Here is a 20,052-nt window from a genome sequence, read left to right as displayed (position 1 = left end):
GGCGAAACACCGACCGGATTGCCGGTTAGGCTGGCTCATATGGCCCTCTTCTCCCGCCGCAAGAAGTCCGGTGACGATGTCGTCGCCCCCACCGCCGAGGCTGTCGCGAGCGATAGCGCGCCGAACGACACCACGCCGAACGACACCACGCAGAACGGTGCGGGCGCGGTCGCCGGAGAGCACACGACATCAGAGAGCCCGACCGCCGAGCAGCCCGTCGAAGCGCCCTCGATCGGGATCTCGGTGCAGGCGTTCCGGGGCGTCGGTGCCGAGGCCGGCCCCGAGGTCTCCCTTCCGACGTCCGACGGCACTTCGAACTCCGACGCCCCGTCCGTCTCGGCGGCGCCCGCCGCGCCGCAGGCTTCTCCCTCTCCGCCCGTTCAGCCCGAGACGCCCCAGGAGCGGCGCCTGCCGCTCGCCTCCGTGCTGCCGCCGGAGCAGACCGAGACCGTCGCCGGCATGAAGGACAATGTCCTCCTGCGTGAGGCCCTCAGCGAGATCGAGGCGGGCGCGACCAACGACCAGCTCCTCGGCGTCATGCGTCAGGCTCTTCAGGGACACCTCTACATCCGCGTGAACGGCGATGCGCGTGCCCAGATCAGCGAAGGGAAGGCGCTCTCCGTCGCCGTCGTCCGCGACAGTGAAGACAACCAGTACATGCTGGCGTTCAGCTCGGCCGGCGCGGTACGTGATTCCGTGCAGCTCGAAGCGGACCCGTCGTCGACCTCGGCGGTCGCCCAGCCCGTCACCTCGGTGCTGCAGCAGGTCGTGTCCGGAGATTTCGCCGGCCTCATCGTCGACAACGCGTCGGCCCCGCATCGGGTGGTGTTCCCGACGGAGCTGCTGCAGAAGACGCTCGAGCAGGCCGATGTCGACATGACGGTGAAGAGCATCCTCGCCGCTCCCCGGGAACAGGATTCCGTCGTCAAGGTCGGCGAAGCCCTTGCGACCACGCGGATGTGGGTCGCGGTCAACGACGGCTCCGGCGGTGGCCCCGTCGGCATCGCCGAAGCGCAGACGACCGACGGACGTCGGTTCCTGCAGCTGTTCTCGCACCCGCTCGAGGTCATCGCGCTCGGACGCGGCGACCGTCCGCTCCCGTTCGCGCCGGAGCAGCTGGCGAAGGTCCTCACGAGCCACGCCGACATCGCCGGAGTGATCGTGGACTCGGCCGGTCCGTCGATCGTCGTCGAGCGGGCTGCGCTCACGCCGGTCCTCGTGCTCGCGGTCGACCTCGGCGACTGAACCGACCCGGACACGGACGATCCGGACTCCGCGCACTGTCCGCGTCGGCGGGGTTCCGTCTGTCCGGGCGGCGCTCTAGGGTCGGAGCATGGCCTCAGAACGCGTGACCCTGACCGTCGCCGACTCCGATGGAGAACGCGAGGTCGCGCTGTCCAGCCCGAACCGCGTGGTCTGGCCCGACCTCGGCATCACCAAGGCGGAGCTGGCCGAGTATGTGCAGCTCGTCGCGGTGCCGTTCCTGGCGGCGAACGGCAACCGCCCGGTCTCGCTCGAGCGGTTCCGTGACGGCATCGGACCCGCAGGCGGGGCGCGGGCCGAGGGCTTCTTCTCGAAGAACCCGCCCAAAGGTACCCCGGACTTCGTCGACGCGGTGACGGTGACATACAACAGCGGGCGCCAGCATCCGCAGATCGTGTTGAACCGTGCGAGCGCGATCGTGTGGGCCGTGCAGATGAACACGATCGTCTTCCACCCCTGGGCGTCGCTCGCCACTGACGCGGACAACCCCGTCGAGCTGCGCATCGACCTCGATCCGCAGCCCGGTACCGACTTCGCAGACGCGGTCACGGCCGCGCACACCCTGCGCGAGGTGCTGCGCGAGGCGGGTCTGGAGGCGTTCGCCAAGACCAGCGGCAACAGAGGATTGCACGTGTTCGCGCCGATCGAGCCGACCCACGAGTTCCTGGAGGTGCGGCACGCCGTGATCGCCGCCGGGCGCGAGCTGGAGCGACGGATGCCGGAGCAGGTCACGACGAACTGGTGGAAGGAGGAGCGGGGCGCGCGCATCTTCGTCGACTTCAACCAGGCCAACCGCGACCGCACGATGGCCGGTGCCTACAGTCCTCGCGCGCTTCCCGGAGCGACCGTGTCGACGCCGGTGGCCTGGGACGAGCTCGACGGTCTCGATCCGAAGGTGTTCACGGTGCGCAGCATCCCGAAGCGTCTGGGCGAGGTCGGCGACCCGTGGGCGTCGATGCCGCACAACCCTGGCCGCATCGACACGCTGCTGGAGTGGTGGGAGCGCGACGCGCAGAACGGTCTCGGCGAACTGCCCTTCCCGCCGGAGTTCCCGAAGATGCCGGGTGAGCCGCCGCGCGTGCAGCCGAGCAAGAAGGTCGCAGCGAATTGGGACGAGGACGGCACCCCTGCCGAGAAGGAGTGAGGGCTCCCGCTCAGCTCAGGACATCGGCGAGGTCGTAGCCTGCGACCGTGTCCAACTGCTCGTAGGTGCAGGAGCGGGCGTCGCGATCGGGGCGCCAGCGCTCGAACTGCACGGTGTGGCGGAAGCGGGATCCTTCGAGCTGGTCGTAGCGCACCTCGAGCACCCGCTCTGGGCGCAGCCGCACGAACGACACATCCTTCGATCCGCTGAATCGCGACCGCTCGCCCTCGGCGGTCACGGCGTCGCCCGACTCGTCGCGCTCGACCAGCGGGGCGAGCTCTTCGACGAGCTCCTGCCGACGGGCATCGCTCCACGCGGCCACGCCGCCGACCTGGTGGAGCTCCCCGTCGTCGCCGTACAGCCCGACCAGCAGGGAACCCACTCCCGATCCGGACTTGTGGATGCGATAGCCGAGCGCGACGACGTCGGCGGTGCGGGCGTGCTTGATCTTGAACAGAGCGCGCTTTCCCGGCGAGTAAGGCTGGTCGAGCGGCTTCGCGACGACACCGTCGAGCCCTGCCCCTTCGAACTCGGCGAGCCAGCGCACCGCGGCCTCGCGATCGCGGGTCGCGCGGGTGATGTGCAGCGGGTGTCCGACGCCCTCCATGAGGGTCTCGAGGCGTGCGCGCCTCGTCTCGAACGACTGTGCGAGCAGGTCGTCGATTCCGACGGCGAGCAGATCGAACGCGATGAACATGGCTGGGGTCTCCACGGCGAGCTTCGCGACGCGTGAGGCGGCGGGGTGGATGCGCTGGCTGAGGGCCTCCCAGTCCAGGCGCTGCGAGCCGTCCGGCCCGGTGGCGACGACGATCTCGCCGTCGAGCAGGCACGGTTCCGGAAGCAGCTGGGGGATCACGTCGACCAGTTCGGGGAAGTAGCGGGTCAGCGGCTTGGCGCCTCGTGACCCGATCTCCACCGTCTCCCCGTCCCAGGCGATGAGTCCACGGAAGCCGTCCCACTTCGGCTCGTACAGCAGTCCGCCCGGCGTCTTCGCGGGGTCGGGGACGGCCGGCGCCGCCTTGGCGAGCATCGGCGCGGGGATGTCGTAGCGCATGCTCCCATCCTGGCCGCCGATGATCCGCGGCGGAAGGGGAGGACGATCAGCCGAAGAGGTCGGTCAAGGTGGCGGGTTCTCCGGCATCCCGCAGCGCCGTGCGGGCGGCATGCCAACCGGCCATCCCGTTCACGGAGGGGCCGGGGGGTGTCGAGGCGGACGCCAGGTACACGCCACGCATCGGCGTGCGCCACGGGGAGGGGGAGAGAACCGGGCGCCGGAGCGCCTGGCGCATGTCGAAGACGCCACCGGAGATGTCGCCACCGATCTCCGTGGGGTTGATCGCCTCGCGCGACGACGCCCGGACGGCGTGGTGCGCGAGGACGAGGTCGCGGAAGCCCGGAGCGAAGCGCTCGACCTGGGCGGTGATCAGCTCGGTCGGGTCGAGGTCCGAACCCGGGGGCACGTGGATGTACGCCCAGAGCACGGCCTTCCCCGCGGGGGCGCGTGAGTCGTCCAATACCGATGGCTGCACGGCGAGCACATACGGGCGCTCAACCACGCGTCCGGCGGCGACGGCGTTCTCACTCGCCCATACCTCGGCGCGGGTGCCGCCCAGATGCACGGTCGGGGCCGCTGCCACGTCGGCGTTCGTCCACGGGATCGGGCCGTCGAGCGCGAAGTCGACCTTCGCTGCTCCGGGCCCGTACCGGTACGAGCGGAGGGCCCGTGCGTAGCCGGCGGGCACGTCGGGATGCGTGAGGGCGAGTCGCGGCGAGGTGTTGAGCAGCAGCAGGTCGCCCTGCTGCGGGTCGCCCCAGTCCAGGGCACCGAGATCGGAGACGGGGGTGCCCGCCTCGATCGTTCCGCCGTGCTGCTCGATGTCGGCGACCATCGCGTCGGCGATGCGCTGCGCACCTCCGCGCGGGTACGGCCAGCCGCCTGCGTGTCCGAGCGCGGCCAGCAGCAGCCCGGCCGCCGCACCCGCGAGGGAGGGCTGCGGCGAGTTGGCGTGCGCGACCACCCCGGAGATGAGCGCCGCCGCCTCCTCCGTGCGGAAGGCGCGAGCTGCCAGGGGAGTGCCCTGGTCCAGCATCCGGATCGCGAAACGCGCGGCGGTCACCGGGTCGTGGGGGATGCGGAGCAGCTGGTTGCCGGTGAAGTCGACGACCCCGTCGATGTGGCTGCTGAGTGGACGCAGGCGAGAGATCCAGGCGGATCCGTCTACTCCGAGATCCGCCGCCGTGCGCTCGATGTCGCGCCAGGCGATCGCTGCGCGCCCGTCGTCGAGCGGATGCGCGTACGAGGCGTCGGGACGGATCCACTCGATCCGCCGGTCGAGGCCGAACGCCTGGAAGAACGGGGAGGAGAGGGCGGCCGGATGCACGGTGGAGCAGAGGTCGTGCCGGAACCCCGGAAGCGTGGATTCGCGCGTGCGCACACCGCCGCCGATCGTGTCGGCGCCTTCGAGCACGCGTACCCGGTAGCCGGCGCGGGCGAGCGCCACGGCGGCAGCGAGCCCGTTCGGGCCGGAGCCGATGATCGTCGCCTGGGCCATGACGTCAGTTTGGCACGTATACGAGCGGAAAACGGTCGGCTGTACCCCTCTGGGCGTGCGATCCTGGAACTGATGAAAGAAGTACAGGGGCCGACCCCCGCAGGCACCTCCCGTCCATACCGTTCGCTCCCGGAGGCGTTGCGCGCGCACCGCATCGATCCGGCCAACCACGCGTTCATCACCGCCATCGTCGAAGAGATCGGGATCAGCTCGTTCATCGACCGCGGTCGCTACATCGAAGCGATCCGTCGAGGTGAGGGCGCCCCTCTGCACATCGGGCGCACCTACACGAACGGCTTCGCCGAGGACGAGCGCCTCGTCGTCGGTTCCGCTCCGCTGCGTCTGCAGCCGAGCGAAGGCCGGGCGCCGTACTTCTACGTGAGCCACCCCAGCGAGTTCATCCCGCTCACCCCGCCGCGCGCGGCCAAGCGCACGACGACTCCTCGCGTCTCCGCCCCGCGGGCCGAGAAAGCTCCGAAGCCGGTCGAGGATCGCGACTACGGCGTGTGCGACGTGTGCTTCATGGTGAAGACGCCGTCCGGCGGCTGCGGCTGCGACTGACCGTGAGCGCCGAGGCGGGATCCGGGCTCGACCGACCGTCGATCCGGCTCGCCGACCTGACCGGACCCGACGCACTCGAGGTCGGTGCGGCTGTGCGTGCGTATCTGCTGCAGACCGAGCGGGAGAAGAGTCTGCAGGAACACGGATCCGAGCGCGATCCCGCCGTGCCGCTGCCCGACCGCTATCTCCGCGAGGTCGATGACCCGGCCGAGGCGTACGCCGCGCATCGAGTGCGGGTCGCGCAGTTCGACGAACGCATCGTCGGGGTCGTGGTGCTGTCCGTGCACGACGGTGTGGCGGAGATCAAGCGATTGTGGGCGCAGCCTGACGTGCGCGGCCGCGGGGTGGGTTCGGCGCTGTTGGACGCGGCGGTGGCCGATGCGGTCGATCTCGGTGCGTCGCAGGTGCGGCTGTCGGTGTGGGAATGGCGGGACGGCCCCGTGCGTCTCTACGAATCGCGAGGCTTCGAGCGGGTGCCCTCGTGGGACGATCGCGAACGCCTCGTGTGCATGGCGCGCGTGGTCTGAGCCGACCGCAGTCGTGGTCCTTCCCCTCACGCGGTCGGTTGCGACAGCCGGTATCGGCCGGGGGTCATCCCGACGAGCGGTGTGAACTGCTCGATGAACTGACTGGTCGTGGCCCACCCGCATGCGGAGGCCGTGTCGGTCACCGTGGCGCCGTCGGCGAGCAGGACGAGTGCCCGATGCACGCGCAGTTGCAGGCGCCACTGCCGGTACCCCATGCCGGTCTCCTGCTGGAACAGGCGGCTCAGCGTCCGCTCGGCGGTGCCGGTGCGTGCGCCGAGTTCTCCGAGCGGCACGGGCAGGGCGAGGTCATCCTCGACGATGCGTGCGGCACAGCGCAGGCGCGGATCGTGGGGCTCCGGGAGATGGAGTGGCTGCTCGGGCGCGGTCACGACTTCGTCGACGATCACGCGACGCAGGTGGTCCAGGGCTTCGTCGCTGCGTGTGCGGTCGGACGTCATCGACAGCACGGCTTCGCGCGCGAGTGGCGTCGCGACGAGCACCGCAGGGGAGGCCGGGAGCAGTGCGGCGAGCTCGTCGGTCAGATGGACGATGCGCATGTCCGTGCGCCCGTGCGCGCGATGACGATGCTCGGCGCCGGCGGGCACCCAGGCCATGCGGGTCGACGGCGCGATCCAGGCACCCTCGTCGGTGAGCAGCGACAGCACTCCGGAAGCGGCATGCACCAGGTGTCCGAGCGGGTGGGCGTGGCGGGGGGAGGTCTCGGCGTGCGCGAACCGGTAGGCGCCCTCCATGGGCAGGGCCGCCAGGGAATCGAAGTCGACCAGATTCAGGTCGACCATTCGCGAGGATTGGCGGGTATTCGACATCAAAATGCAGCGTACGTGTTTCCTGACATACCGGGTGAATGCTGGACTCGATGCATGACCACGATGCAGGAACCGTTCGACACCGCGCCGACCCCGTTGACCAGGCCGTCCACCCGGCGCGGCGGCATCCTCACCGGGATCTACGTGGGCACCGGCCTGCTGCTGATCGCGCTGAACCTGCGCATGGGCGTCGCTTCTGTCGGACCCGTCCTCCCCGCGATCGAGCAGGACCTGGGGATCCCAGCAGCCGCGGCAGGGCTCCTGACGACGATCCCCGTGTTCGCCTTCGGCGCCTTCGCGTTCTTGACGCCCGCGCTGACACGCTGGATCGGACTGCATCGGCTGCTCGCGCTGACGATGGTCGTGGTGGCACTCGGCATCGGCATCCGCCTGCTTCCCTCACCCGTGGCTCTCTTCGGCGGCACGGTGTTGGTGGGGGCGGGCATCGCGGTCGCGAACGTCTGCATGCCCGCCGTGATCAAGCAGGACTTCGCGCACCGTCTCGGTCTGATGATGGGGCTGTACTCCACATCGCTGTTCCTGGGTGCCGCCGCGGCGGCCGCATTCACGGTGCCGTTCATGATCGCCCTCGACGGGTCGTGGCGTGGCGCGCTGGGGGTCTGGGCGATTCCTGCCGCACTCGCCCTGGTGGTCTGGCTGCCCCGGGCGATGCGTCGGGTCGTCACCTCCCCGGCGGTGGCGGGCGTTCCCGTCGATGCGATCACGGAGCCCATCGACGAGCCGCGGATGTCGGCGCTGTTGCGGGACCCGGTCGCGTGGGCGGTCACCGCGTTCATGGGGTTGCAGAGCCTGAGCTACTACGCGGCCCTGACATGGATTCCGACGATGCTGCAGGACGGCGGGGTCTCGGTGTCGGATGCCGGGGTGCTGCTGTCGTACTCCAGTTTTCCCGGGATCGCGGCGGCGCTCCTCGTGCCGACGATGATGCGCCGCATGCGGCCGACGTGGCTCCCCGTCGTGCTCTCCGCGCTGCTCTGCGCGGCGGGGCTGATCGGCCTCCTCGTCGCGCCCGGTGGAGCCGCGCCCTGGCTCTGGATGACGCTGCTCGGTCTCGGGCAGGGGGCCGCCATCTCGCTGTCGCTGACGTACATCGTGCTCCGCGCGCCGGATGCGAGGCACACGGCGCACCTGTCGACGATGGCGCAGGGAGTCGGCTACCTGCTGGCCGGCTTCGGTCCGCTCGGCCTCGGCATCCTGCACGCCGCGGTCGGTGGGTGGGTCGTCCCGGTCCTGGCGCTCGTGCTGCTCCTCGCGGTGCAGGCGGTCGCGGGGTCGGCGGCGAGTCGAGAGCGCCACGTGAGCGCCCGACGCCGGTGAGTCGACTCCGGGGATCCGCCCTCAGGCGAACGCGCTCATCCCGGTGATGTCGCGCCCGAGCAGCAGGGCCTGAACGCTCTCGGTTCCCTCGTAGGTGTGGATGGCCTCGATGTCGGCCATGTGCTGCATCACGCCGTTCTCGAGCAGGATGCCGTTGCCGCCGAGCAGATCGCGGGCGGTCGAGGCGATGCGGCGCGCGGCACGCGTGTTGTGGAACTTCGCCAGCGAGGCCTGGGTCGGGCGCAGTTCACCGGCGGTCTCGAGGTCTGCCATCCGCCGGCAGTACAGCTGCATGGCGGTGAGGTCTTCGAGCATGTGGGTCAGACGCTCCTGGACCATCTGGAATCTGGCGAGGGGCTTTCCGAACTGCACCCGCTGGGTGGCGTAGGCGAGGGCGGCCTCGTAGCAGGCGGTCGCGTGTCCGAGCGCCGACCAGGCGACACCGGAACGGGTCGCGTACAGCACGATCGAGGCGTCCTTGAAGCTCTTGGTCCCCGGCAGCACCGCATCGAGGGGCACCCGTACGTCGTCCAGCACGATGTGTGCCTGGTGGATCGCGCGCAGCGAGGCCTTTCCGCGGATGACGCTGCCTGTGTAGCCCGGGGTCTCCTGCTCCACGAGGAAGCAGCGCACGGCGCCATGCTCTTCGGCGCCCTCGTCGTCGATGCGCGCCCAGACGAAGGTGATGCCGCCGGAGGCGCCGTTGCCGATCCACTTCTTCGTTCCGCGGAGGCTCCAGCCGTCGCCGTCGCGGCGGGCCACGGTCTCCAGCGAGACGGAGTCGGAACCGTGATCGGGCTCGGTCAGGGCGAACGATCCCAGCACCGAGCCGTCGGCGAGGCCCGTCAGCCACTTCTCCTGCTGCGCGGGGGAGCCGAACAGGGCCAGGGTGCGCAGTGCGAGTCCGCCCTGCACCGCGAGGATCGTGCCCAGGGAGCCGTCGCCGCGGGAGATCTCCATGTTCACCAGTCCTGCGGCCAGTGGCGACAGGCTCGTGAGCGACGGGTGCTGCACCCCGTCGACGACGAGGTCCATCTCGCCCATCCGACGCGCGGCATCGAGCGGATACTCCGCATGGTCCCAGGCGTCGGCCATCTGCGGGGCGACCTCGTCGACGTAGGCCTTCGCGCGGTCCCACGCCTCCCGATCGGCGGCGGGGATGTCGGTGAAGACGGCGTAGTAGTCGCTGTCCTGACGTCCGGTGATGTCGTATGACGAGACGCGCTCGCCGGGGAAGGGGGAGGCTGCAGTGCTCATGGGACTCCTTCGTGGCACCAAGTATCGTACTCCTCGATACTCGGTTCCACGACCCGACCGCACGTCGAGCTAGTCGAGCTGTGACTGCAGCCTGCGGCTGACCTCGGCGATCGGCATGGAGCGGGGGAACACCGCGACCACCATGTCATCCGGGGCGGTGGCCGCCTCGCCCGCGACCCCGTAGCGACGGCGGACGTCGGCCAGCGCCGTCTGCAGTGTCGCCAGCGGCACCTTCTTGCGGCCACGCAGCAGCTGGCGCAGCACATGGTTGTGCACGGCCGTCACCAAGGCGGCGAAGCCGACCGCGTCCAGGGGATCCACGCCGGGGAGCGCCCCGCGCAGGTAGTCGTCGAACAGTCGCTCGTAGCGGAAGACCGTGATGATCTCGCGCTCGCGCAGCACGGGGACCTGTCGCACGATCTGATAGCGGCGCCTGGCGAGTTCCGGGTCGTGCGCGAAGTGGGCGAAGACCGACTCCGAAGCCGCGCACACCGCGCCCCACGGGTCATCGTGCCCCTCGTCGAGGAACTCCCTGAGCTGTTCCAGAAGCACCTCGTGATCCGCGAAGACCACGTCCTCCTTGCCGCCGAACTGGCGGAAGAAGGTCGAGCGGGAGACGCCGGCGGCCTTGGCGATCTGCTCCACCGACGTCTGGTCGAACCCCTGGGCGCTGAAGAGTTCGAGCGCTGCGGCGACGACGCCGGTGCGCAGTTCTGCGGATTCGTGCATGGCGAAAGCCTAGACCTCGCCGGGCGGAGACGCCGAGGCGTCGCCGTCATACTGAGGAGCGTGAGAGATGACGAGATTCCGGCCGGCTGGTTCGACACGCGGCGGCGCGGGACGCGGCGCTGGTGGGACGGCACGCGATGGACCTCGCACATCTCGGTGCGCGGGCGCGAGACGACCATGGCCGAGGACAGCGCATCGGTGCGCCGCCAGCTCCTCGTGTGCGAACTTGTGCTCGGTGCCGTCATGATCGGCGCGATCCTCATCGCCCTGTGGGGCTCGTTGCCGGTGGTCGTGGTGCGCCCCGTGATCGTCGCCACGGGCACGGCCCTGGTGGTCATGCCGTTCCTGATCACCCGACAGCTTCGACGGGTCGCCCTCCCCGCGCGTGGAGCCGGGGTGCCGACTCGACGCTGAGCGGTCGAGGCGCCGGGGCCGCAGGAGCGCTCAGTTCGGGGTAGTAGGCTGGGGGACTGGTCGATGTCTCGACATCGAGAGAATTACCAGACAGCAGCCCAGTGAAGGAACCACAGTGGATCTGTACGAGTACCAGGCACGAGACGTTTTCGAAAAGTACGGAGTGCCGGTCCTCGCCGGCATCGTCGCGGACACCCCTGAAGAGGTGAGGGCGGCTGCCGAGAAGATCGGCGGAGTGGTCGTCGTCAAGGCTCAGGTGAAGACCGGCGGCCGTGGAAAGGCGGGCGGCGTCAAGGTCGCCAAGACGCCCGACGAGGCGTACGAAGCAGCGAAGGCCATCCTCGGCCTCGACATCAAGGGCCACATCGTCAAGCGCGTCATGGTCGCGCAGGGTGCGCGCATCGCCGAGGAGTTCTACTTCTCCGTGCTGCTCGACCGCGCCAACCGCTCCTACCTGAGCCTCTGCTCGGTCGAGGGCGGCATGGAGATCGAAGAGCTCGCCGTCGAACGCCCCGAGGCGCTCGCACGCGTCGAGGTCAACCCGCTCACGGGCATCGACAAGGAGAAGGCCGTCGAGATCGCTCGCGCGGCGAACTTCCCCGAAGACCTCATCGAGAAGGTCTCCGATGTCTTCGTGAAGCTCTACGACGTGTACAAGGGCGAGGACGCGACGCTGGTCGAGGTCAACCCGCTGGTGCGCACCGAAGAGGGCGACATCATCGCGCTCGACGGCAAGGTCACGCTCGACGACAACGCCTCCGAGATCCGTCACCCCGAGCACGAAGCGCTCGAGGACAAGGACGCAGCCGACCCGCTCGAGGCCAAGGCCAAGGAGTCGGGCCTCAACTACGTGAAGCTCGACGGCGAGGTCGGGATCATCGGCAACGGCGCGGGTCTGGTCATGTCGACGCTCGACGTGGTCGCCTACGCGGGCGAGAACCACAACGGCGTGAAGCCTGCCAACTTCCTCGACATCGGCGGCGGCGCCTCGGCCGAGGTCATGGCCGCCGGCCTCGACGTCATCCTCGGCGACCCGCAGGTCAAGAGCGTGTTCGTCAACGTCTTCGGCGGCATCACGGCGTGCGACGCCGTCGCCAACGGCATCAAGGGCGCCCTCGAGACACTGGGCGCCACGGCCTCCAAGCCGCTCGTCGTGCGCCTGGACGGCAACCGCGTCGACGAGGGTCGCGCGATCCTCGCCGAGTACGCACACCCGCTTGTGACCCTGGCCGCCACCATGGACGAGGGCGCCGACAAGGCCGCCGAGCTCGCCAACGCCTGAGACTGAAGGACGAGAAGAATGTCGATCTACCTCAACAAGGACTCCAAGGTCATCGTCCAGGGCATCACCGGCGGTGAGGGCACCAAGCACACCGCACTGATGCTCAAGGCCGGCACCCAGGTCGTCGGTGGCGTCAACGCCCGCAAGGCCGGCACCACGGTCTCGCACACCGACAAGGACGGCAACGCCGTCGAGCTGCCCGTCTTCGCCTCGGTCGCTGAGGCCATGAAGGAGACCGGCGCCGACGTGTCGATCGCTTTCGTGCCCGGTGCGTTCACCAAGGACGCGATGATCGAGGCCATCGACGCCGAGATCCCCCTGCTCGTGGTCATCACCGAGGGCGTGCCCGTCGGCGACTCGGCCGAGGCCTGGGCCTACGCGCAGAGCAAGGGCAACAAGACCCGCATCATCGGCCCGAACTGCCCCGGCATCATCACGCCGGGCGAGGCGCTCGTGGGCATCACGCCCGCGAACATCACGGGCAAGGGACCGATCGGCCTCGTGTCGAAGTCGGGCACCCTGACCTACCAGATGATGTTCGAGCTGCGCGACCTGGGCTTCTCCACCGCCATCGGCATCGGCGGCGACCCGGTCATCGGCACCACGCACATCGACGCGCTCGCGGCGTTCGAGGCCGACCCCGAGACCAAGGCGATCGTGATGATCGGTGAGATCGGTGGCGACGCCGAGGAGCGTGCCGCCGACTACATCAAGGCGAACGTCACGAAGCCGGTCGTCGGCTACGTCGCGGGCTTCACGGCTCCCGAGGGCAAGACCATGGGTCACGCCGGTGCGATCGTCTCCGGTTCGGCCGGCACCGCTCAGGCGAAGAAGGAGGCCCTCGAGGCCGCCGGCGTCAAGGTCGGCAAGACGCCGTCCGAGACGGCAGACCTGATGCGCGCGATCATCGAAGCGCTCTGATCTGAGCTACGCTTGATCTGAAGGCCCCGGACTCCACTCCGGGGCCTTCTTTCATGCCCGTTCGGTCGGTCCGGCGGCTCGGCGGCGGGCAGCGAGTATCGCTGCCCTCAGGATGTCGAGCTGTCCGGTGTTCCAGCCCAGCTCACTCAACACGTGGACGTAGATCGCGAGCAGGCTGCGCCGGTTCTCGCCGACTTCGTCGTCGAGCCCGCGATCGGTCAGATTGCTGTCAGCGAGGGCGCTGATGCGTCGACACTCTGCCGTGACGGAGGCGATATCGTCGGTGCGCCGCACTTTCCAGGAGTTGGCGGTGGCCACCGGCAGGCCGATCTCGGCCCGGGGGCGCCCGGTGATCCTCTCGTCGAACCAGACGCCCTCCACGTACGCCGTGTGACGCACGACTCCCAGCAGACTCGGAGCGCCGGGGATCGGCGCGGACCGCGCCTCCTCTTCGGTGAGGCCTTCGAGGCTGGCCAGAATGAGCTCCCGGTACTCGAGGAGGCGCCGGTCGACGTCCCGTCTCAGGTCGAACGGGTGGTCGTCGCGGTGTCGGTGATGCACGGGATCTCCTCAGGGTCGGGACTCCACCCTCGACGCCGGTCGGTGCGCTGCGCCGTCGGCGCGCCGCATCGCACTCAGCTGGGCGGGACCACGGCATCCAGGATGCGCTCGAGTGCCATGTGCGCTTCCGACCGCGCGTCGGCGTCATCGGGGTGCGCGGCGAGCCACAGCGCGAGCTCGTTCATCGCTCCGGAGAGTGCGGCGGTGAGCGGATCCACGAGCGCGGGGGAGACGCCGGCTTCGCGTAGGCCCGTGCGCAGCTCCTGCTCCGGTCCCTCCGCGTCGAGTCGGCGCCACTGCTCCCCGCCGAGCACGGCGGGACCGTCGACGAGCAGCACGCGTGACGCCGCTCCCCGGGTGATCGCGTCGAGGAACGCGTGACTGCCGTCGCGGAGAGCGGCATCCGGAGCACTGTCTTCCGTGGCGTCGCGGATCGCGTCGGCCACGGACTGCTGCTGGGCGGCCGCGACGTCGCGGAAGAGCAGCGGCTTCGACGTGTAGTGGTGGTAGACCGCACCTCGTGTGACTCCGGCAAGGCGGGCGATCTCGTCCACGGATGCGGTGGCGTACCCGTGCGCCGCGAAATGGGTCGTGGCGGTCTCGAGAATTCGTCGCGCGGTCTCGGCGGCGTCGGCCGCGGATGCTCGGGGCATGACTCTTTCCTTACGTACAGGTTGTATGTATCCTAGTCACGCAGAATACAAACACGCTGTATGTAAAGGAGAGACGAATGCGGATCACGAGCTTCTACCCGGTGCTGATGGTCGAAGACGTCGCAGCGAGCGCGCGGTTCTATAAAGAGGAGTTCGACTTCGAGGTGGTGTTCGAGGCCGACTGGTACGTGAGCCTGCGCTTCGATGGCGGTGAGCTCGCGATCCTCGACCGTTCGCACGAGACCATCCCCAAGGGATTTCGTGAGCCCGTGCGCGGGCTGCTGCTCAACGTCGAGGTGCCGGATGCCGCTGCCGAGCATGCGCGCCTGGTGGGGGAGCGGGGTCTGCCGGAACGGCTGCCGCTCCGCGACGAGGCCTTCGGTCAGCGCCACTTCATCGTCGAGGCGCCCGGCGGTGTGCTGATCGACGTGATCGAGCCGATCGAGCCGTCGCCGGAGTTCGCTGCCGCCTACGCCTGAGCCGCGCGAGGTGGCCGTCTTCGTCAGATGCATGACCTCTCAGCGGATGCATGGCCGCTCGGGGCGTGTGTTCCTGCATCCGGCCGATGCACATGCATGTGACGGCCGCGGCGGCGGGAGGTACGGAAGAGGGGCGGATCCCGCAGCACCCGCCCCTCTACCGTGACCTCCGATCGGCGTCAGATCCCGACGCCGAAGAGCGCTTCGACCGGGCCTCGGGCGAAGAAGATCAGGAAGCCGGCGCCCACGACCCACAGCAGCGGGCTGATGGACTTGGCCTTGCCGGAGAACGCGTGGATGAGCACCCAGCTAACGAAGCCCGCGCCGATGCCGTTCGCGATCGAGTAGGTCAGCGGCATGACCGAGACGGTGAGGAACACCGGCAGCAGCACGCGGAAATCGCTGAAGTCGATGTAGCGGATCTGCGCCATCATCATCGCACCGACGATGATCAGCGCGGCAGCGGCGATCTCGGTCGGGACGATCGACGTCAGCGGGGTCAGGAACATCGCGATCAGGAACACGACGCCGGTGACCACGTTCGCGAGTCCGGTGCGCGCACCCTCGCCGATACCGGCGCCCGACTCGATGAAGACCGTGCTCGAAGACGAGGAGGTCGCGCCACCGGCGATCGCGCCGACACCCTCGACGACCAGCGCCGACTTGATGCGGGGGAAGTCGCCGTTGTCGTCGGCGAGGTTCGCCTCCTTCGCGAGGCCCGTCATGGTGCCCATGGCGTCGAAGAAGTTCGTGAAGAGCAGCGTGAAGACGATCATCACGATCGCGACGAGGCTGACCTTGCTCAGATCGAAGCTGAAGTCGACGGCGCCGATCAGGCTGAGGTCGGGCACACCCACGGGGGAGCCGTCGAGCGCGGGAACCGTCAGGCCCCAGCCGCCCGGGTTGACCACGTTGCCCTCGTCATCGAAGCCGCGGGCCCCGATGTGCCAGATCGCCTCGACGATGACTGCGAGCACGGTGCCGCCGATGAGTCCGATCAGCATGCCGCCCTTGATCTTGAGGGCGACGAGGATGCCGGTGAGGAGGAGGGTGATGACGAACAGCAGGGTCGGAACGGTCGCGACCGATCCGTTCACGCCGAGGCCGACCGGAGGAGACGAGGCGCCGGTCGCCGTGACGAAGCCGGAGTTGACGAAGCCGATGAACGCGATGAAGAGGCCGATACCGACCGTGATCGCGATCTTCAGCTGGAACGGCACCGCGTCGAAGATCGCCTTCCGCAGCCCGGTGGCGGCGAGCAGCACGATGACGACACCGTTGATCATCACCAGCGCCATGGCCTCGGGCCAGGTCACCTGGCCGACGACCGAGAACGCGACGAAGGCGTTGATGCCGAGGCCGGCGGCGAAACCGAACGGGAGGCGCGTGACCAGTCCGAACAGGATCGTCATCACACCGGCGGTCAGCGCGGTGGCGGCGCCCACGGCGTTGAAGCTGAGCATGTCTCCGGCGACATCGGGCTTGCCGGAGAGGATGATCGGGTTCAGGATCACGATGTAGGCCATCGTGACGAATGTCACCAGACCCCCTCGGATCTCGGTGCCGATCGTGGATCCGCGCTTGCTGATCTCGAAGAAGCGGTCCAGGGAGTTCTTGGGTTCGGTGGATGCCGGGGCGGGCGGGGCAGTTGTCATCGGGAAACCTCCGGAGAAACGCTATCGTGTCGCCGACCCCACGCGCGCCCCCAGGGCTTCGTCGACAACTCGTCGTAGTCTCGAAACGCTATGCAACGCCTCCTCGTCGCGCTCCTCGCCGCCTTCGACGCCGCCATCGCTGCGGCCGTCGGTCTCGTCGTGCTGCTCGCGCCGCTGACGCTGCTGTGGACGCTCGCCTTCGGGGTCACGGCCGACTGGGGCGCGCTCTGGCCGCTCACCGGCACGCTCTGGGAGTTCGGCCACGGCGTGCCCCTCGAGGTCACGATCCCGGACGAGCTGCTGGTCGCTCTCGCGATCCCCCCGCAGGCGGCCTCGTTTGCGGTCTCGATCACTCCACTGGCGTTCCTGCTCTTCACCCTGCTTTTCGCCGCCCGCTCGGGTGCCAGGGCCGCGGCAGCCGGAACGTGGCTGCTCGGCTCAGTGTCCGGGACGGTGGTGTTCGCGGCCATCTCCACCGGCGTCGCTTTGACCGCGCGACTGGATGCCGTGCAGACCCCCCTGGCCCTCGCGATCGGGCTCCCCACCGCCGTCTATCTCGTCGGTGCGGTGTGCGGGGCTGTCCGGGTCGCATGGGAAGAGGGGGATGGCGGAGTCCTCGACCGTCTGCACGACCGCATCGACGCCCGCGAGGATTGGGCGCCCGTCCCCGTCGCGATCGTGCGCGGCACGGCCTTCACCCTGGTCGGCGTGATCGGAGCGGCCGCTCTGGCCCTCGCCGTCATCACGCTGTTCCGCGGTGGCGAGGTCGTGGCGCTGTTCCAGGCTGCCCGTGTCGATGCGCTCGGCGCGACCGTGATGACGCTGGCGCAGCTCGTGTATCTCCCGACCCTGATCGTGTGGGCGGCGTCCTGGCTCGCCGGCCCCGGCTTCGCCGTCGGCGTCGGAACCGCGGTCTCGCCCGCCGGTACGCAGTTAGGAGTCGTTCCGGGCATCCCGGTGTTCGGGCTGCTGCCCGAGAACAGTTCGATGTGGATGCTGATCGTGGTGCTCGTCCCGATCGCCGCCGGTGCTTTCGCCGGCTGGGCGGTGCGTTCGCGCCTCGTCTGGGAGGGCACGCCGTTGGGGACGATGCAGCGGGCGGCGATCGCGGTGGGGATCGCCGTCGTCAGCGCAGGGGTCGCGGGCCTCGCCGCGGTGCTCGCGAACGGCTCGATGGGTCCGGGAAAGCTCGCCGATGTCGGTCCCGCGGCTCTTCCGTTCATGCTGGCCCTCGGACTGGAGGTGCTCGTCGGCGCCGCGATCCTGCTGCTGTCACCGCGTCACCGCGATGAGCTGGCCGAGGAGCGTACGGACCGCTGGATCGCCGAGATGACCGAGTTCGACCCGAGCCTCGCATCGGCGCGGACAGCGCCCGGTATCCCCTTCTCCGAGACGCCGACGTTCGACGACACGGCGCCCCTGGACGATGTCCGCGGCTTCGCCCCGCCGCGTCACGAGCGCGATTGACGTCCACCGCCCGTGAGCGGAAGCCGGGCGGAAGAGGGCTTCGCGCCCCGGTAGACTGGGCGCGTGCTCACGGTCGCCGTTCTCATCTCGGGCACCGGCTCGAATCTTCGCGCCCTCCTCGAGGCCGCTCGTCACCCCGATTTCCCCGCCAGGGTGATCGTCGTCGGTGCTGACCGTGAGGCGGACGGACTCGCCCACGCCGAGGAGTTCGGCATCCCCAGCTTCACCGTGCCCTGGCATGAGCACGAGAGCCGCGAAGCCTGGGGGGAGGAGGTCGCCCGCCAGCTCGCCGTCTGGGCCCCCGATCTCGTGGTGCTCAGCGGCCTCATGCGTCTGCTTCCTCCGTCGCTCGTCGCGCAGTACTCGCCACGCCTCATCAACACCCACCCCGCGTACCTTCCCGAGTTCCCCGGGGCACACGGCGTCCGTGACGCCCTCGCCTCCGGCGCGGCCGAGACCGGTGCCAGCGTGATCGTGGTCGACGACGGTGTCGACACCGGGCCGATCCTGGCGCAGGAACGTGTCGCGATCCTCGAGGGCGACACCGAGCACAGCCTGCACGAACGGATCAAACCCGTCGAACGTCGACTCCTCATCGACGTCGTCCGCGGGATCGCCACCGGCGCGCTCGTCCTCGACCCCTCTTCCTGACCCCCTCCACCCGACGCCCCCCGCACGAAGGAGCCCATCATGGCCGGCCCCCGCCACGACCCCACGCTCTACCGCGATCGCGACACCGTGCCGATCCGGCGCGCTCTCGTCTCGGTGAGCGACAAGACCGATCTCCTGGTCCTCGCCGAGGCTCTCGCCGACGCGGGCGTCGAGATCGTCTCGACCGGCTCGACGGCATCGACCATCCGCGATGCGGGTTTCCCCGTCACCGACGTCGCCTCCGTCACGGGGGTCGCCGAGATGCTCGACGGTCGCGTCAAGACGCTGCACCCGAAGATCCACGGCGGTCTGCTCGCCGATCTGCGCCTCGAGGATCACGAGCGCCAGCTCGCCGAACTCGACATCACCCCGTTCGAGCTCGTCGTCGTGAATCTCTACCCCTTCGTCGAGACCGTCGCCTCGGGCGCCGTCGGCGACGATGTCGTCGAGCAGATCGACATCGGCGGGCCCGCGATGGTGCGTGCCGCCGCGAAGAATCATGCCAACGTGGCGATCGTGGTCTCACCGCAGTCGTACCCCGGCATCATCTCGGCCCTCGCCGACGGCGGCACATCGGTGTCGCAGCGCCGCGAACTGGCCGCCCGCGCCTTCGCGCACACGGCGGCCTACGACACGGCGGTCGCGTCGTGGTTCGCCGAGGGGACGCTGCAGGATGACGGCGACCTCCCGACCCACCTGACGATCCAGGCCGAGCGCCTTGCCACGCTCCGCTACGGCGAGAACTCGCACCAGCGCGGCGCGATCTACACCCGTGCCGGTGGCCACGGCATCGCCCAGGCGACGCAGCTGCAGGGCAAGGAGATGTCGTACAACAACTACGTCGATGCCGACGCCGCGCTGCGTGCCGCGTACGACATGGTCAAGCCGGCGGTCGCGATCATCAAGCACGCCAATCCGTGCGGCATCGCGACCACCGCGCCGAACGCTCTCGACCCGATCGCCAGCGCCCACCTGCGCGCGCACGAGTGCGACCCGGTCTCCGCATACGGCGGGGTGATCGCGGCCAACGGTACGGTCACCCTCAAGATGGCCGAGAACCTCAAGGACATCTTCACCGAGGTCATCGTCGCGCCGTCGTTCGAGCCGGCCGCGCTCGAGGTGTTCAAGGCGAAGAAGAACCTGCGTCTGCTGCAGCTGCCCGAGGACTGGCAGCAGGAGCGCATGGATGTGCGTCTCGTCTCCGGTGGACTGCTGCTGCAGGACGCCGACCGCTTCCCCGACGACATCGTCTCCGTCGCGAAGAACTGGGAGCTCGTCTCCGGCGAGCGTCCGAGCGACGAGGAGATGGAGAACCTCATCTTCGCGTGGAAGGCGTGCCGCGCGGTGAAGTCGAACGCGATCGTGCTCGCGAAGGACAACGCCACGGTCGGCGTCGGCATGGGCCAGGTCAACCGTGTCGACTCGTGCCGCCTGGCGGTCGAGCGCGCAGGCGACCGCGCCGCGGGATCGGTCGCGTCTTCCGATGCGTTCTTCCCCTTCGCGGACGGCGCCCAGGTCCTGATCGACGCCGGAGTCACGGCGATCGTGCAGCCGGGCGGATCGGTGCGTGATGAGGAGGTCGTCGACGCGGCTCGCAAGGCCGGCGTCACGATGTTCTTCACGGGGGAGCGCCACTTCTTCCACTGAGTGCTCTCCGCGCTCGCACCTCGAGACCCACTCTCCACGTCGAGACCCGCACGCGCCGCTCCGGCGACGTGGGGGTGGACGAGGCGGGTGGGTCTCGACGTTCCCGACTCGACAGCCGTGTCCG

At 69.3% G+C, this 20,052-nt stretch carries 20 protein-coding genes; 12 read left to right on the top strand and 8 right to left on the bottom strand.

The genetic code is table 11. The features are described 5' to 3' along the window. Window positions 1–39: 39 nt before the first annotated feature. The gene (locus MicroSTF_RS15550; RefSeq protein WP_322956912.1) at window positions 40–1,245 is read left to right on the top strand and encodes an SseB family protein; all 1,206 of its coding nucleotides are present in this window, start codon (window positions 40–42) and stop codon (window positions 1,243–1,245) included. A gap of 88 nt (window positions 1,246–1,333) precedes the next feature. Beyond that, entirely contained in the window at window positions 1,334–2,407 is a 1,074-nt protein-coding gene (ligD, locus tag MicroSTF_RS15545) for a non-homologous end-joining DNA ligase (RefSeq protein ID WP_292763903.1), read from the top strand. Window positions 2,408–2,417: 10 nt separating this feature from the next. On the opposite strand, the gene MicroSTF_RS15540 is transcribed toward ligD, so the two are convergent. Both MicroSTF_RS15540 and MicroSTF_RS15535 read right to left on the bottom strand, forming a co-directional pair. Further along, window positions 2,418–3,461, bottom strand: a complete 1,044-nt coding sequence (locus tag MicroSTF_RS15540) for an ATP-dependent DNA ligase (protein ID WP_322956909.1) — start codon at window positions 3,459–3,461, stop codon at window positions 2,418–2,420. 46 nt (window positions 3,462–3,507) lie between these two features. Next, on the bottom strand, window positions 3,508–4,959 hold the full coding sequence (locus tag MicroSTF_RS15535; protein WP_322956907.1) for an NAD(P)/FAD-dependent oxidoreductase: 1,452 nt from the start codon (window positions 4,957–4,959) through the stop codon (window positions 3,508–3,510). Between the two features lie 72 nt (window positions 4,960–5,031). Here MicroSTF_RS15535 and MicroSTF_RS15530 point away from each other — a divergent pair, with 72 nt between their 5' ends. Both MicroSTF_RS15530 and MicroSTF_RS15525 read left to right on the top strand, forming a co-directional pair. After that, window positions 5,032–5,520, top strand: coding sequence for a hypothetical protein (locus MicroSTF_RS15530; protein ID WP_322956905.1), 489 nt, complete (start codon window positions 5,032–5,034; stop codon window positions 5,518–5,520). Beyond that, the gene (locus tag MicroSTF_RS15525; protein ID WP_197020529.1) at window positions 5,466–6,047 is read left to right on the top strand and encodes a GNAT family N-acetyltransferase; all 582 of its coding nucleotides are present in this window, start codon (window positions 5,466–5,468) and stop codon (window positions 6,045–6,047) included. The genes MicroSTF_RS15530 and MicroSTF_RS15525 overlap by 55 nt, the downstream gene beginning before the upstream one ends. Window positions 6,048–6,073: 26 nt before the next feature. On the opposite strand, the gene MicroSTF_RS15520 is transcribed toward MicroSTF_RS15525, so the two are convergent. Continuing rightward, window positions 6,074–6,874 carry an AraC family transcriptional regulator gene (locus MicroSTF_RS15520; RefSeq protein ID WP_297556707.1) on the bottom strand — a complete coding sequence of 267 codons (801 nt, stop codon included), beginning with the start codon at window positions 6,872–6,874 and terminating at the stop codon, window positions 6,074–6,076. 54 nt (window positions 6,875–6,928) lie between these two features. Here MicroSTF_RS15520 and MicroSTF_RS15515 point away from each other — a divergent pair, with 54 nt between their 5' ends. Continuing rightward, window positions 6,929–8,212: an MFS transporter gene (locus tag MicroSTF_RS15515; protein WP_315070939.1), complete on the top strand. Its 1,284-nt coding sequence runs from the start codon at window positions 6,929–6,931 to the stop codon at window positions 8,210–8,212. 21 nt (window positions 8,213–8,233) lie between these two features. Here MicroSTF_RS15515 and MicroSTF_RS15510 read toward each other — a convergent pair whose 3' ends face one another. Then, window positions 8,234–9,469, bottom strand: coding sequence for an acyl-CoA dehydrogenase family protein (locus tag MicroSTF_RS15510; RefSeq protein WP_322956898.1), 1,236 nt, complete (start codon window positions 9,467–9,469; stop codon window positions 8,234–8,236). Between the two features lie 69 nt (window positions 9,470–9,538). Beyond that, on the bottom strand, window positions 9,539–10,198 hold the full coding sequence (locus tag MicroSTF_RS15505) for a TetR/AcrR family transcriptional regulator (protein WP_029258576.1): 660 nt from the start codon (window positions 10,196–10,198) through the stop codon (window positions 9,539–9,541). A 60-nt stretch (window positions 10,199–10,258) separates the two neighbouring features. Between MicroSTF_RS15505 and MicroSTF_RS15500 the strand changes: the two genes are divergently transcribed. The 3 genes from MicroSTF_RS15500 (at window position 10,259) to sucD (ending at window position 12,815) form a co-directional block, all read left to right on the top strand. Further along, window positions 10,259–10,612 carry a DUF2510 domain-containing protein gene (locus MicroSTF_RS15500; protein WP_322956894.1) on the top strand — a complete coding sequence of 118 codons (354 nt, stop codon included), beginning with the start codon at window positions 10,259–10,261 and terminating at the stop codon, window positions 10,610–10,612. Between the two features lie 115 nt (window positions 10,613–10,727). Next, window positions 10,728–11,894, top strand: a complete 1,167-nt coding sequence (gene sucC, locus MicroSTF_RS15495; protein ID WP_021198864.1) for an ADP-forming succinate--CoA ligase subunit beta — start codon at window positions 10,728–10,730, stop codon at window positions 11,892–11,894. 18 nt (window positions 11,895–11,912) lie between these two features. Further along, window positions 11,913–12,815 (top strand): succinate--CoA ligase subunit alpha, encoded by a 903-nt coding sequence (sucD, locus tag MicroSTF_RS15490; protein WP_021198863.1) that lies wholly within the window; start codon window positions 11,913–11,915, stop codon window positions 12,813–12,815. Window positions 12,816–12,866: 51 nt separating this feature from the next. On the opposite strand, the gene MicroSTF_RS15485 is transcribed toward sucD, so the two are convergent. Continuing rightward, a complete protein-coding gene (locus tag MicroSTF_RS15485; RefSeq protein WP_036271483.1) occupies window positions 12,867–13,376 on the bottom strand; it encodes a DUF664 domain-containing protein in 510 nt (169 codons plus the stop codon). Between the two features lie 74 nt (window positions 13,377–13,450). After that, a complete protein-coding gene (locus tag MicroSTF_RS15480; protein WP_322956888.1) occupies window positions 13,451–14,029 on the bottom strand; it encodes a TetR/AcrR family transcriptional regulator in 579 nt (192 codons plus the stop codon). A 77-nt stretch (window positions 14,030–14,106) separates the two neighbouring features. Between MicroSTF_RS15480 and MicroSTF_RS15475 the strand changes: the two genes are divergently transcribed. After that, the gene (locus tag MicroSTF_RS15475) at window positions 14,107–14,508 is read left to right on the top strand and encodes a VOC family protein (protein ID WP_029258572.1); all 402 of its coding nucleotides are present in this window, start codon (window positions 14,107–14,109) and stop codon (window positions 14,506–14,508) included. Window positions 14,509–14,687: 179 nt separating this feature from the next. Here the strand turns inward: MicroSTF_RS15475 and MicroSTF_RS15470 are convergent, their stop codons facing one another. After that, a complete protein-coding gene (locus tag MicroSTF_RS15470; RefSeq protein ID WP_322956885.1) occupies window positions 14,688–16,163 on the bottom strand; it encodes an NCS2 family permease in 1,476 nt (491 codons plus the stop codon). A 90-nt stretch (window positions 16,164–16,253) separates the two neighbouring features. Here MicroSTF_RS15470 and MicroSTF_RS15465 point away from each other — a divergent pair, with 90 nt between their 5' ends. The 3 genes from MicroSTF_RS15465 (at window position 16,254) to purH (ending at window position 19,928) form a co-directional block, all read left to right on the top strand. Then, window positions 16,254–17,630 carry a DUF6350 family protein gene (locus MicroSTF_RS15465; RefSeq protein WP_136024556.1) on the top strand — a complete coding sequence of 459 codons (1,377 nt, stop codon included), beginning with the start codon at window positions 16,254–16,256 and terminating at the stop codon, window positions 17,628–17,630. Window positions 17,631–17,693: 63 nt separating this feature from the next. Continuing rightward, window positions 17,694–18,281, top strand: coding sequence for a phosphoribosylglycinamide formyltransferase (purN, locus tag MicroSTF_RS15460; protein WP_029258570.1), 588 nt, complete (start codon window positions 17,694–17,696; stop codon window positions 18,279–18,281). A gap of 39 nt (window positions 18,282–18,320) precedes the next feature. Continuing rightward, window positions 18,321–19,928, top strand: a complete 1,608-nt coding sequence (purH, locus tag MicroSTF_RS15455; protein WP_029258569.1) for a bifunctional phosphoribosylaminoimidazolecarboxamide formyltransferase/IMP cyclohydrolase — start codon at window positions 18,321–18,323, stop codon at window positions 19,926–19,928. Window positions 19,929–20,052: the final 124 nt, after the last annotated feature.

Origin of the sequence: Microbacterium sp. STF-2 (genome assembly GCF_034650155.1) — a bacterium.
Lineage (GTDB): Bacteria > Actinomycetota > Actinomycetes > Actinomycetales > Microbacteriaceae > Microbacterium > Microbacterium maritypicum_A.
The sequence above is the reverse complement of the archived record's forward strand: the minus strand, read 5'-3'. Positions and strand labels throughout refer to the sequence as shown.